This window comes from Mucilaginibacter mali (assembly GCF_013283875.1).
In the GTDB taxonomy this organism is placed as follows: Bacteria; Bacteroidota; Bacteroidia; order Sphingobacteriales; family Sphingobacteriaceae; genus Mucilaginibacter; species Mucilaginibacter mali.
The window spans coordinates 1,524,973-1,539,351 of record NZ_CP054139.1 but is presented as its reverse complement, the minus strand read 5'-3'; the positions used below and the strand labels follow the sequence as shown (position 1 = coordinate 1,539,351).

Genomic DNA, 14,379 nt, shown 5'->3' with positions numbered 1-14,379 from the left:
GCCATGTGGAGAATTTTATTGTTTCGGCCCGAAAATACCGCCCCGCTACATTTGAAACCGTTGTAGGTCAGCAGCATATTACCAATACGCTGAAGAATGCAATTAAAAATAATCAGCTGGCGCAGGCATTTTTATTCTGCGGGCCGCGTGGGGTGGGTAAAACAACATGCGCGCGTATCCTGGCAAAAACCATTAACTGCGAGAATTTGCAGCCCAATGGCGAAGCCTGCGGCGAGTGCAATTCGTGCAAGTCGTTCCAGAACGGAAATTCTTTTAACATTCATGAGCTGGATGCAGCATCGAATAACTCTGTAGATGATATCCGTAACCTGATAGACCAGGTGCGCATACCGCCACAGGGTGCAAGATATAAGGTATATATCATCGATGAGGTGCACATGCTATCGCAGGCGGCTTTTAACGCCTTCCTGAAAACGCTGGAAGAACCCCCGCATTACGCCATCTTTATTCTGGCCACTACCGAGAAGCATAAGATATTGCCCACCATCCTGTCGCGTTGCCAGATCTTTGACTTTAACCGTATAAGGGTTGAAGATATGGCCAACCACCTGGCCGGGATCGCCGTAAAAGAGAGCATTAAATACGAGGACGATGGCCTGCACATTATTGCCCAAAAGGCAGATGGTGGTTTGCGCGATGCGCTCTCGATGTTCGATCAGATCGTTAGCTTTTCGGGCGGTAACGTTACTTACAGTTCGGTTATCGATAACCTGAACATCCTTGACTATGATTACTATTTCAGCATTACCGACAGCCTTTTAAAGGAAGATACGGCCAAGGTTTTATTACTGTTTGATGAGATATTGAGCAAGGGTTTCGACGGCGCGCACTTCATCAGCGGCCTTACCGCCCACCTGCGCAACCTGCTGGTTGGCAAGGATAGCGGTACGCTGAAACTACTGGAAGTGAGCGAGGGCATCCGTAATAAATACCTGCAGCAATCGCAGGCTACATCGGTATCATTCCTGTTATCGGCCATGGCCATTGCCAACCAATGCGACCTGAACTATCGCCTGAGCAAAAACCAGCGATTGCAAGTTGAACTGGCCTTGTTGAAGATATGCCACCTGCCATCGGCCTTTAGTTTAGCCGCGATGCCCGAGGGGCAATTAAAAAAAAAACCTGATACCTCAGCAATAGCGCCGGTTTCTGAACAAAAAACGCCTGTTTCGGCACCGCCAGCTGTCCCTGTTACACAGGTACAGCAAACTGCTGCACCAATATCGCAGCCTGTAAGTGCCTCAGTTTCTTCTATGCCTGCGGCACAAACACAGCAAGCGCTTGCAACTCCTCCACCGGTGGAGAAGCCTAAGGTTTTTGTGCCTAATTCGGGTTCATCGTCCATGTCTATCAAGATCCCATCATTCAGCGATATGGGTAAGCAGGTGGAAGAAGAGGCCGCTAATGATGACGACCCGTACCTGAAAGGCACCGATAAGGAAAGCTTTACCTACGATGAATTTTTGAAATGCTGGGCCGATTATACAGCTAAACTAAAAAAGGATAATAAACCTACACTGGTTACCATATTTTCGGGCGATGCACCTAAGCAGTTAGGCCCGGTTGATTACGAGATAGCCGTGAGCACCAAAGCGCAGGAAGCAGCATTCCGCGAGGAAAAGCCAAACCTACTGAACTATATGCGTACCACACTAAAAAACTTCGACCTGACGGTGATTACCCGGGTAGATGAACATATGGTGAGCAAGCGCCCGTATACAGCGGTAGAGAAGTTTCAGCACATGGCCGCCAAAAACCCGCAACTGATGGAGTTGCGGAAGAAGTTTAATTTGGATGTAGAATAATCAGTTTGCAGTGGGCAGTTTGCACAGGACTGCCCACTGCAAACTGCTACTACTTCAAATAATTCCCGTCATTTTTCGGATACCCCTCTTCATCAAGGTCATCACGATCATCTTCGGGAGTGCGTGATAACAACTCATCGGCAGGATCAACCTCAACAATGTCGCCATCATCAATGTGCATACCCAACTGGTCAACGTCGGTTTCTATCGATCGCTTGCTATCGTACTCGCCGTTCACATCGTAGGGGTTAGCCTCGTCGTAAGTCGAGCTGATATCGTCGCCGTTAGCCACCGTAGTATCGTACGGGTCTGGGTGATCGTAATCCGGGTCATCGCTTTTTACGTCAAACTCAAAACTGTTTTTATCGGGATCGTATTTCAGTTCGTCCTCGTCGGTAGTTTCGCCAAGGCTATCGCGCAGGGTGCGGTCCCTGTCGTTCTCTTCGTTATCAAATTCATCAAAATTATCCGGGTTCATGGCTGTATGGTTTTAGTATATAAAGATAAACCGTTCAGACCATAATTGGTTTGCGCGGGCTATTTTTTATGAGCACGAATTCCTTGCTTGTTGTTTACAATTTAACCGGATTGCACGAATCATTATTTTCAATTCGTGTAATTCGCCTAAATTCGAAAAAATCCGTGCCTGATTAAATCTATACCGCCTGTTTAGTGTACAACAGACACTTATGCATACCCAAATGATATGTAGGAATATGCTATTGAAGTATATCAGGCCAATGTTATTTAAAATTGTAATGCTGAACCAAGGCATTACAATACCTTACCAAAGGCTTTAATTTTATGTATAAATATACCATTAGGGCAATTATCATCTGCCTGTTTTTTTGCGGACAAATTTTTGCGCAGGGCCGCATCGTTCAATCGGTAAACAGTAACTGGAATTTTCATAAGGGCGATATCGCCGCCGGTGCTAAAACCGATTGGGAAAAGGTGTCTCTCCCCCACAGTTGGAACACCGCCGATGTTTACGACGATACCCCCGGCTATTACCGCGGCATCGGCTGGTATAAAAAAACGCTATATATCCCTGCCGCATGGAAAAATAAAAGCATCTACCTGTACTTTGAGGGTGCCAACCAGATAACCGAAGTTTTTGTGAACGGCAAACCGGCCGGTAAGCATATTGGGGGTTATACCGCGTTCAGTTTCTCCATTAACCAATACTTAAATTTAAGCGATAGTTTGAGTGCCAACGAGGTTACCGTTAAGGTTGATAACAGCCACAACGCCGATATCCCACCGCTGAGTGCCGACTTTACCTTTTATGGCGGCATCTATCGCGATGTATATTTAGTGGCCGCCAACCCGGTACATTTTGATATGGACGATCATGCGTCGGCAGGCATCCGCGTTAAAACGCCTGTGGTTGATAACGCAAAGGCGTCTGTTAGCATTGGTGGGAGCATCTGCAATACATCAGCCCAAAAACAAAACCTGAAAGTAGTTAGCGAAGTGATCGACGCGGAGGGCAAGATCATCAATAAAACCGAGCAAAAGCTTATTATAAACGCGTCGGGCAAGCAGGCATTCGATCAACAGCAAACTGTACCACAGCCGCATTTATGGTCGCCGGAAGATCCTTATTTGTATCATGTGGTTACCCGTATCACCGATGCCAAAACCGGCGAAACCTTAGACGAGCAAAGCAACCCGCTGGGCTTGCGCTGGTTTAGTTTTGATGCCGATAAAGGTTTTATGCTGAACGGCAAGCCGGTTAAACTGATGGGCGCCAACCGCCACCAGGATTATAAAGACATGGCCAATGCCCTGCCCAACGCCTTGCACGAACGTGATATGCACCTGCTAAAGGATATGGGCGCCAACTTTATCCGCATAGCCCATTATCCGCAGGATCCTGCCGTACTGGAAGCCTGCGACCGACTGGGCATACTGGCATCGGTAGAGATCCCTATTGTGAACAGCATTACCGAATCGGCAGGGTTCACGCAGAACTGTTTGAATATGCAGACCGAGATGATCCGCCAGAATTTTAACCACCCGGCGGTCATCATCTGGACCTATATGAACGAGGTGCTGTTGCGCCCGCAATTCCAGGGTGATCGGCAGAAAACCTATTTTGCCAACGTAGCCAAACTGGCTAAGAGCATCGATTCGCTGAGTCGTGCCGAAGACCCGGCACGTTATACCATGATCCCCTGCCATGGCGCTTATGCGCTTTATAACAGCGTTGGCTTAACCAGGATCCCGCAGATAGTAGGCTGGAATTTATATAACGGCTGGTACAGTGCGGGCCTTAACGGTTTTGAGGAGTTTATGGATAAGTTTCATAAAGAGAACCCCAAAACCCCATTCATTATTACCGAATACGGCGCTGATGCCGATTCCCGCAGCCACAGCATGAAGCCTGAGCGCTTTGATAAATCGATAGAATATGAAGTGATGTACCACGCCCATTACATCAAACAGATGATGCAGCGCCCTTTTGTGGCCGGCGCGGCGATATGGAATTTGGTCGATTTTAACTCGGAAGGCCGGGCTGAATCTACCCCACATGTCAACAGCAAGGGCATCACCACCGAAACCCGCGACCCTAAGGAGACTTACTTTTTATACCAGGCCAACCTGTTGACATCTCCATACATTAAAATAGGCGGTAACCAGTGGAAGCTGCGCTCGGGTATGAGTACCGATGGCGCTACCTGCACACAGCCGCTTACCGTTTTCAGCAATCAGCCATCGGTTACATTATGGCTTAACGGCAAAACCCTGGGCAGCGCGAATGTAGTAGATCATATGGCGGTATTTAACGTTCCATTTATAAATGGCATTAACAAGCTACGGGCTATCGGTACCGGGGTTAACACCAGCGATGACCAGGTTGTAGATTTCAAACTCCTCCCTACCCAACTGAACGATACCCGCATCCCCTTTACCGAACTGAACGTTAGCCTTGGTGATACCCGTTATTTTGTTGATGATAAACTGCAACAGGTTTGGCTGCCCGAACAAGCCTACACCAAAGGCGGATGGGGTTACGTTGGCGGCGAGCCATTGAAAAGCGGCGGTGGCCGTACCAGTATGGGATCGGACAAGGATATCTTCGGCACCGGTTATGACCCGGTTTACGAAACCCAGCGTTTGGGTATCGAAGCTTTTAAAGCCGACGTGCCTGATGGCAAATACGAAGTAACACTGCACTTTGCCGAGTTGCAGGCCAAATCAAATGGCGAGTTGCTGGTATACAATTTGGGGAACGATGCAAAGCAAACCGCTACGGTTAAATCGCGCGCGTTTGATGTTTCGGTGAACGGGCAGTCGTTTATTAACGCCCTGGGCAGCGCTAACTATCTTGAGCCGCAAATGGCCTATTCTACCAGCACGGTTGTGGTGGCAAAGGGCGGACAAGGCATCACCATTGGCTTTAAACCACTAAGCGGACAAACCATATTAAATGCTGCGCAAATAAAAAAAATATATTAAAACCATAGGGAAACTAACTTTTTTTCAGAATATTTGGGCACAGGCGCAAAACTTTACCATAATTATTAGCTAATTTTGTTGTATTAACTGCTCAAATGCTTTCCAAAAAAACCAAATATGCCATTAAGGCATTAGTAATACTGGGTAAACACCGGGACAAACCACCCTTGCAAATTTCGTGGATAGCTGAACAAGAGAAGATCCCCAAGAAGTTTTTAGAGCAGATACTGCTTGATTTACGTAACGCGGGATTTTTGTACAGCAAAAAAGGCGCGGGTGGCGGTTACAGCTTAAACAAAGACCCCAAGGATATTTACCTGGTAAACGTATTGCGCATTACCGATGGCCCTATTGCCATGGTACCCTGCGCCAGCTTAAATTTTTACCATCGCTGCGATGAATGCCACCAGGAAACCACCTGCGGTATCCGCGATGTGTTTATTGAAGTTCGCGACGCCACGCTGAAGATCCTCAGCGAAACCAGCATAGCAGATATTATCAACCGGGAGACGAATTTGATAGGGATCATTTAATGGTTGATTTCACCGATTGTTGGATAATATTAAATCGGTGAAATCATTCTAAAATCGGTGAAATCCCCAAAAAGCCTACAAATAACTCAACCACCACTGCGTATGTGCGCGCTTGTATTTACTATACCAGCGGCATGGAAAATACAGGATAATGATCGCGATGAGCCAAACCAGGTAAACACCACCAAGCCCATAACCAAACGACGCGGGTGGCTGCCCCGTCTTTGGGTCGAACTGGTTTAAATGATAGCCCGAACCCAAATACAGGCTGATAAACGTGATCAGCAGCAGGTACCAGTGGCACAGGTAGTAAAACATGGGCACGTTGCCATAAATAACCAATATATCCGTCAGCTTATTTTTAACGGTTTCGGTTTGCGAAAGAGCGATAAGAGCGGCACCGAGGGTCATACAGAGATATAGCAACGAGGGTGGGTATTTGCTTACGTTAAAAAACGAGATAATGCTTAAGCTGGCAGTTTTTTGCGACGACCACGGCGCCGGATCGCCATAAAAATTAAAGTACCGCAACACCACAAACAGCGCCAGCAAGCCCAGGCCCCAATTCAATAGCGTTTTCCGGCGTTTGGCTGCATCTGCATCTTTTTTATACAGGGTGCCAAAAACGTATCCCAGCAGCATCACTCCCGTCCATGGCAACAGGGCGTAAGCCATTATCATTATATGATCGCTGTCAATCACCCAAACATCGCCAAATCCACGGCCCGATAGCAGCAGCTTCCATAAGAAGGTGTTACCCACCGCACCTACGTTTACCAGGTACAGGATATCATGGCCGAAGAAGATCAGCGCGCCTATAATACAGATGACGGTAAGCGGCGCCCATACCAGCAGGCCCAGCAGTACCATGCTGCCGCCAATGGCCCATATCACCTGGAAAATGATGGTATGAAAAAACGGATCGCCGGTTTGGGCCAGGCGCACCACTAAAAATTCGATAGCCAGCAGCCAAAGCCCGCGTTTTATTAAAAAGGCGCTGAACTGGCTTTTGGTACGCCTTGTGCCGGCCAGGTAAGCCGATACTCCGCTCAGGAATACAAATATCGGGGCGCAAAAATGCGTGATCCACCGGGTGAAGAACAATAACGGCGTGGTAACGGCCAGGTCGGTAGGTTCGGGATGCCCGGCATGGAAAAAATCGCGGGTATGGTCAATAGCCATAATAAGCATGATCAGCCCGCGCAGGATATCTATCGATTCGATGCGGTGCTTTGCGGTTAGGGGTTGAGCGGTCATGACACGAAAGGTAAATAGCTAATTGTAAAAAGGTTAACTAATGTAAACAATACCGGCCGGATTATTTATGGTATTTTTTAATTATCTCTATTTTGTTGCAGGATTAAAAAAAGCAGGGATTTGCAGAGGCGCTATTATCCTATGTCATTATCCCTTAAAAGAACAAATTGTTACTTTTCAGATCAAATATTGAATAATAATTAACTCTAAACTATTTTTCGCCCATTGCGTTTTAGTACATTAGCATTCAATTATTCCTTTTAAATGGCTCCAATAAACCCCATCGATCATAACCAGGGTCTTAGTGAAAGCGAGGCGCGTTACCGCGCGCTGGTAACCGCTACATCAGATGTAGTTTATCGTATGAACCCCGATTGGAGCGTGATGCGACAGCTGGAAGGCGGCGATTTCCTTACCGATACGGGCAAACCCATAGCCGACTGGATGGCTAAATATATTCATCCGGTTGACCAGGAGCGCGTTAAGGCTGCCATTGCCGGGGCCATCCGTACCAAAAGCATGTTCCAGTTAGAGCACCGGGTGTTGACGGCCGACGGCGAATTGGGCTGGACATCATCTAAAGCGGTGCCTATTTTGGATGACAAGGGCGAAATAATTGAATGGTTTGGCGCGGCAAATAACATCAGCGACCGCAAGCAGATGGAAGAGGCCCTGCAGCAAGCCAAAGAAGAGGCTGAGCAGCAAAAACGCCTTTACGAAGCCGTAGCATCAAACACGCCCGACCTGGTGTATATTTTTGGCCTTGACTACAGTTTCACCTACGCCAACCCGGCCTTACTGAACATGTGGGGCAAAACCCGTGAAGAGGCCATTGGCAAACGATTATTGGAGAACGGCTACGAACCCTGGCATGCCGAAATGCACGAGCGCGAGATAGACCATATTGTGAACACAAAGGAAACCGTGCGTGGCGAGGTGGCCTTTCCGCACGCTACGCTGGGCCGCCGCGTTTATGATTATATACTCGTTCCCGTAATTAACGAGCAGGGCGAGGTAGAATCGATAGCCGGCACCACGCGCGATATCAGCGAGATCAAGGCCAACGAGCAGCGTAAGAACGACTTCATCAGCATGGTGAGCCACGAGTTAAAAACGCCGCTTACATCGGTGATCAGCTACGTACAGATCACCCAAAAGCGGGCAGCCGAAAACAATGACCAGGTATCGGCCGATATGCTGACCCGCGCCGGGAAGCAGCTTAATAAAATGACCAACATGATCAACGGGTTCCTCAACGTTTCGCGTTTAGAATCGGGCCATATCCAGATAGATCATAAACCATTTAACCTGGCGCTACTGGTGCAGGAAATAAAGGAAGAGGCCATGGCCACCATATATAGCCATAAGGTGCTGTTTTGGCCGATGGATGAGATATGGGTAAATGCCGACCGCGAAAAGATTGGCCAGGTTTTTAATAACCTGCTGAGCAACGCGGTGAAGTACTCATCCACCGGCTCGCAAATTAATATTGCCTGCATAGCAATGGGTAACGATGTGCAGGTGAGCGTAACCGACGAAGGCATGGGCATTAATCCACCCGACCTGCCCCGTCTTTTTGAGCGTTATTACCGCGTTAAGGAAGCCGAAATTAGCCATATAGCCGGCTTTGGCATTGGCCTGTACCTATGCGCCGAGATCATCAAACGCCACGGCGGCACCATCTGGGCCGAAAGCGAACCGGGAAAGGGCAGTACTTTTTATTTTAAATTGCCGGTGATGGAGAAGGCGTGAGATTTTCTTAAAAAAATATATTCAAGCCTATCCGGGCGTCCACGCCCGGATACCAAAGATTGTAAGCGTCCACGCTTACGTAACTGGCATCGTAAGCGTGGACGCTTACATGGAATTACATTGAGGCGTGGACGCCTCAATGGGCGGGATTTAAAACAGAACGTCATGCCGAACTTGTTTCGGCATCCCATTTGCATTGTTTAAGCTTTACTTGTCGCTTTTTTATAATGGGTTGCTGAAACAAGTTCAGCATGACATTTTTGATGTTATGTTTCAAGGCTACAGCGTTCACGGCTCGACCGATGAGATTGATATCATTCCATTATCCCCCCACCACAATCTCTTCCTCCACTCCTATCTCCTTTAAAAACCATTCATCGTGCGATACCACCAGCAGCGTGCCCCGGTATTGATTAATGGCATTGGTCAATATCTCTACATTTTGCATATCCAGGTTATTGGTCGGCTCATCCAATATCATCATATCGGGCGCCTGGTTGCCAATGGCCAGGCAGCACAGCATCAGCCGCATTTTTTCGCCGCCGCTTAGGGCATTGCAGGATTTATCCCAGTCATCGGCCGTAAACAGGAAGCGGTTAAGGCGGATCTTGATATCATGTTCCTGCAATGCGCCTGTGTTAAACTGCTGCGCCTGTCCGTAAACCGTAAGCAGCTGGTTAATAAGCGAATAATCCTGGTCGATATAAACCGATGTGAACGTGGCTTTATCAAGTTTCCCCGCAAGCGGTAACAGCTGTCCCAACACCAGCCTGATGAGACTGGTCTTCCCCGAACCATTAGGCCCTTTAATGGCCATCCGCGCGCCACTGGTTATTTTAAAGTCGATGCCATCGCGCCAAAGCAAATTATCGCCATAACCAATATTAACGCTATTTGCGTTCACCAACACCTTACCCCTATGCAAAGCCGAATTATCCAGGTCCATCTTCATTTTATCGGTACCGGGCAATTCGCGGCGCAGTTCACTTAGCTTTTGGGCAATATCGCCTACTTTTTCGGCATGTACGCCGCGCATTTGGGCGGTGCTGCGCTCGGCCTTGTTCCGCAATGTGTTCATCATGATGGTGGGCACACCGGCCTTTTCCTGTTTCTTTTTACCACGGGCGTCCAGTTTCTGCTGTCTTTCCATCGCCGCCCGCTCGGTATCCCGGGCTTTGCGCAGTTCCTTTTCGCGGTTACGTACATCGTTGTTCAGCGCTTCGGTGGCGATGGCTTTTTGGGCGGCATAAAAATCATAATTACCGCCATAAGTGGTTATGCCGCGCTTGCTGAGTTCAAAAACCGTATCAAGCAGGTTAAGCAAAGTCCTGTCATGGCTCACCACCAGCAGCGTATGATTGGTAGTTTGCAGGTATTGATAAAGCAATGCCCGGCCTGCCATGTCAAGGTGGTTGCTCGGCTCATCGAGCAGCACAATTTCAGGGCGGTGTATCCTGATACCCGCTAACATCACCTTAGTTTTTTGCCCGCCGCTAAGGCTACCCATTGCTTGCTGCAGGTCAACACCATCCAGTTGCCAATAGGCAAAAGCTTCGGTACAGCGCTCTTCAATGCCCCAATCATCATCAAGCAGGGCCATATTTTCGCTGCTTACTTCACCGGCCAAAATTTGGTGCAGGGCGGTCAGCTTGCCATCAATTTGCAAAGCCCGGGCCACGGTACAATTATTAAACTGACCTAAAATTTGCGGCACATACCAGGGCCGGGAGCTGGCTTTCACCAATCCCGAGGAAGGACTTAAGTTGCCGGCCAGCAGTTGTAACAGGGTTGATTTTCCGGCGCCGTTATTCCCTATCAGCGCGGCTTTGCAATGTTTATTTACAATAAGATCGATGCCGGTAAACAGGGCATCCTTGTTGGGGTGTATATAAGTAATATCCTGAAGAAGAAGCATAAATTCCTTTCGTTAAGCGGGTGAATAATAGCCACGCGGAGCATGTCGCCGGCTGTTTATTTGTCCTGAAGGGAATTAGCTGATCACATATAATGGAGCGGTGCTTTATTGAATTTTGCAGGGCAAAGATAGGAAAAAATGCGAAACCGGCGATCTTGCAGTTCCGGCAAATTTTTAGTATATTGTATAAAACTTCAAATCCCGATCAGTCGATTGTACGATATTTGCAAAGGCCCTTTTTTCGGAAAAATCTAAATCGCCAAATAATATTCCGCCAAAACAAGCTTCGGCAAACAGTAAAAAGCAACGTTCTTTGATCATACAAAGCACAAAAGCACACCAGCAATACCCAATCCACGTTTTTTATCTTAACAGTTCAATTACATGGATAAAAGGCATCACGAAAAAAAAGTTTAAAAACAGAATTTTGAAAAAATTTCCAAAGACAAGATTCTACACTATAGCAACGCCAAAGAGAAATCCCTCCCGATGACGGAAAACCGCAAAGGCCCCGCCATCAAAAATTAATGACAGCGCAGCGCCTAAAACGGCAAGCCGATACCAAAGTTCAGCTGCATAAAGTTGTAGCTTTCGCCATTGGTGATGAGGTAATTATTTTTGAATGCCCCGGCATGGAATAACTCGTTACCATGGCGCAGCAACACCCACTGATCGGCCCCGGTGAATTGCGGATCTTTAAATTTAAAGGCAGCATCCAGCCTGAACACAAAGAAGGTAAGATCAAAGCGCAAACCGGCACCCACGCCAATTGCTGCCCCTTTAAACAGGCTGTTTAAGCTAAACTGGCCGCCGGGACTTTCCACCTCGTTACGCAGGCGCCAAACGTTGCCAAAATCGGTAAAGGTAGCGCCCTTTAGTTTCGAACCGAAAAAGTTATCGGCTATCTTAAAACGGTACTCCAGGTTACCCTGTATCTTAATTTCGCCAAACTGGTCGAGGTATTTCAGGCGGTTGCGGGTAGTACTGTCGGGGTAAATGGAGCGGTTAAAATTACCGGGGCCCAAAGTGCGCGGTAGCCAGGCACGGTTATCATTGGCGCCGCCGGCATAAAAATTCTTCTCGAACACCAATTGCCTGCTGTTGCCGTAAGGCACACCGATGCCGGGATTGATGCGGAACACGATCTGTCGCTCGCCGCCTACATTTCGGTATACCCTAAAATCTACCTCGGCCTTGGTATACTGCGAAAAGGGTTGGCCAAAAATGGTATACGCGCCGGATGTATCGCGTTTGGTATTAAGCGCTTTTGTGAGCAAACCGAGCGTATTACCAGCCACATCAAGCGAACCACGGAAATATTCGAAGCTACCGATGGAGTTCAACAAGTCGGCATTTACCTGGTAGGTGTACTGGCTGCCGATAGTAAATACGGTACGGCCGATAAGGAACACATACGAGTAACGGTTGATCTTCAGCAACTCCTCACGTGCGGCCGAATCAATCTTACCGGTAGAATACTCGATACTGATGGGCGTTAACGTGTGCAGTTTATGGCCGGTCTCGGCAAAATCGTAAGTAAGGGAGTTAATAAAACTTTCGCGGGTAACCAGCCCCTTTTGATAAAACAAAGAGTAGTTGGTGGAGAAAGTAGTATGCGGCACCCCGTACTTACCCAAAATAGGCAAGTTAAACGGCGTGATAATACGCGGATAAGCCAGGCTGATACCCGTCCTGAAATCCTGGTTTTGGATGCCCGCCGCGCCCTGCCCGCTCGATTTATCAAACAGCACACTCCAGTTTATTTTAAACTGTAATATTTCGGCACGGCCAAACAGGTTACGGTTGGTAAAGGTATTACCCAGGTTATAGCCATATCGCCCGCCATTAAAGATAAACTCGGGCTCTATCCGGTCGCTCATCTTTTTCAGAGGGATCAGTTCTATCTTGGTATCCAGCCGGTTGGTACTATCGGGCAGCTTGGTATAAGTGGGATTGGGCACATTACGGAATACGTTCAACTCGGAAAGCCGGCTGGTAGTGAGGCCCTGCATATCGATATTGTAGATATCACCCTTTTTTTGGAACACATAGTAAGTAACCGCCTTTGGTTTAAAAAAGCGGGAAAAATCCACAAAGCGAAACTGCGAGTCAACCTGCAGGGTATCGGGCTTACCCGGGTAGCGGCTGTTGCTGTTTGATATGGTGATGAGGGTATTATTGATCCGGTAAACCGGGTGAAAGGCTTTCCCTTCCGGGTTCCTGATCTTCATGATCACATCAGCCACGCTATTGTTAAAAGTAGTATCGTAATCGTAGGTGATATACTGGCGATAAAAATCGTAATAACCGTTACGCTTCATCAGCTGGTATATCTCATCACGATCGTAGGCCAGGCTATCCTTATCGTAACGCTTGCCCGGTTGTATGTGCGAAAATTGCGTGCGGTTGTTACGATAAAGCCGCTCGATATTTTTATCAGCAATACTATCCTGAAACTTACGGATCCTGAACATTGGCCCTTCAGTGGCGGTAAAGATCAGCTGGGCTTTTTTCTTTTTAATAATGATGGAATCGATAACCTTAGCCTTCAGGTAGCCTTTGTTTTGCAGGAATTTTTCTATCTGCACCCGCGAGTATTCAACCAAACTGCTGTCGAGAATAGCGGGTGGTTCACCCACATCGTTCTTCCCGTTTTTGCTGAACATATAATACAGGTTCAGGTTTATCCAGTTGTTTGGCTGCTGTTGCTTATCAACATAGGTGAGCGCGGCTTCACTAAATTCTTTATCTACACCTTTTATTGTAATTTTGCGCACCAGCGATTCATTAGGTTTTAAGCGGCGCGTTAAACTGCATCCCGAAACCACGAAAACAAACAGGGCGATAAGTATGGTAAAGCTTTGATATTTTATACCGGTATATGCTTTCAAAATCTCAGATCAGTTTATTTAAATCTTTACAACATAAAAAGTTCCGCAATGTTCATGGTTTATTTGTGGCCGAGGGATTAAAATCTGTAACTGAATTTATCGCATCGGGGTACCCGGTACAAACTGTTTACCATACAGCAGCAATTGCCCCAAAAATGCTGAATTTATCGGCAAAAATAAAGTTCCAGGAAATTTCTTTAGACGAACTGGGTAAGATCAGCAACTTAACCACCCCGCAGGAAGTTATCGCCCTGATAAAAATACCCGAATTACCCGCATTACAAGCGTCTACATTAAAAAATAAATACGCGCTGGTGCTTGATGGCGTGCAGGACCCTGGTAATATGGGCACCATCATCCGCACAGCCGACTGGTTTGGTATCCGGCACATTATATGTTCGCAAGATTCGGTTGATGTATACAACCCTAAAGTTGTGCAGGCTACTATGGGTTCGCTGGCGCGGATGAATATTTATTATACCGATCTGCAAACTACCATCCTTCAATTAAAAATGCCGGTATACGGCGCCATGCTGAATGGTAAAAACATCTATTACACTGATTTTCATAACGAAGGATTGATCGTTATGGGGAACGAAGGCAACGGCATTCGCCCGGCTGTACAAAAGCTCATCAGCAATTCGGTTACCATCCCGGGTGATAATATGACCGAATCGTTAAACGTAGCCATTGCTACCGCGATATTTTGTTCAGAAATATTTCGGAAAGGTTTTTAAATA

The 14,379-nt window shown here is 47.4% G+C and carries 9 protein-coding genes; 5 read left to right on the top strand and 4 right to left on the bottom strand.

Annotated features, from left to right (window positions below; genetic code table 11):
• Window positions 1-5: 5 nt before the first annotated feature.
• The gene (locus HQ865_RS06645; RefSeq protein ID WP_173414138.1) at window positions 6-1,826 is read left to right on the top strand and encodes a DNA polymerase III subunit gamma/tau; all 1,821 of its coding nucleotides are present in this window, start codon (window positions 6-8) and stop codon (window positions 1,824-1,826) included.
• Between the two features lie 49 nt (window positions 1,827-1,875).
• Here the strand turns inward: HQ865_RS06645 and HQ865_RS06640 are convergent, their stop codons facing one another.
• On the bottom strand, window positions 1,876-2,304 hold the full coding sequence (locus HQ865_RS06640) for a hypothetical protein (RefSeq protein ID WP_173414137.1): 429 nt from the start codon (window positions 2,302-2,304) through the stop codon (window positions 1,876-1,878).
• Between the two features lie 326 nt (window positions 2,305-2,630).
• On the opposite strand from HQ865_RS06640, the gene HQ865_RS06635 reads away from it, so the two are divergent.
• Entirely contained in the window at window positions 2,631-5,291 is a 2,661-nt protein-coding gene (locus tag HQ865_RS06635; RefSeq protein ID WP_173414136.1) for a glycoside hydrolase family 2 TIM barrel-domain containing protein, read from the top strand.
• A 95-nt stretch (window positions 5,292-5,386) separates the two neighbouring features.
• Window positions 5,387-5,824, top strand: a complete 438-nt coding sequence (locus tag HQ865_RS06630; RefSeq protein ID WP_173414135.1) for an RrF2 family transcriptional regulator — start codon at window positions 5,387-5,389, stop codon at window positions 5,822-5,824.
• Between the two features lie 75 nt (window positions 5,825-5,899).
• Here HQ865_RS06630 and HQ865_RS06625 read toward each other — a convergent pair whose 3' ends face one another.
• Entirely contained in the window at window positions 5,900-7,081 is a 1,182-nt protein-coding gene (locus HQ865_RS06625) for a DUF1624 domain-containing protein (RefSeq protein WP_173414134.1), read from the bottom strand.
• 264 nt (window positions 7,082-7,345) lie between these two features.
• Here HQ865_RS06625 and HQ865_RS06620 point away from each other — a divergent pair, with 264 nt between their 5' ends.
• Complete coding sequence (locus HQ865_RS06620) at window positions 7,346-8,833, top strand: PAS domain-containing sensor histidine kinase (RefSeq protein ID WP_173414133.1); 1,488 nt, start codon at window positions 7,346-7,348, stop codon at window positions 8,831-8,833.
• A 322-nt stretch (window positions 8,834-9,155) separates the two neighbouring features.
• Here the strand turns inward: HQ865_RS06620 and HQ865_RS06615 are convergent, their stop codons facing one another.
• The gene (locus HQ865_RS06615; RefSeq protein ID WP_173414132.1) at window positions 9,156-10,748 is read right to left on the bottom strand and encodes an ABC-F family ATP-binding cassette domain-containing protein; all 1,593 of its coding nucleotides are present in this window, start codon (window positions 10,746-10,748) and stop codon (window positions 9,156-9,158) included.
• Between the two features lie 542 nt (window positions 10,749-11,290).
• Complete coding sequence (gene tamL / locus HQ865_RS06610) at window positions 11,291-13,639, bottom strand: translocation and assembly module lipoprotein TamL (protein WP_237073759.1); 2,349 nt, start codon at window positions 13,637-13,639, stop codon at window positions 11,291-11,293.
• Here tamL and HQ865_RS06605 point away from each other — a divergent pair.
• Window positions 13,630-14,376, top strand: coding sequence for a TrmH family RNA methyltransferase (locus HQ865_RS06605; RefSeq protein ID WP_173414131.1), 747 nt, complete (start codon window positions 13,630-13,632; stop codon window positions 14,374-14,376). The two genes, tamL and HQ865_RS06605, sit on opposite strands and share 10 nt — an antisense overlap.
• The last annotated feature ends 3 nt before the right edge of the window (window positions 14,377-14,379 follow it).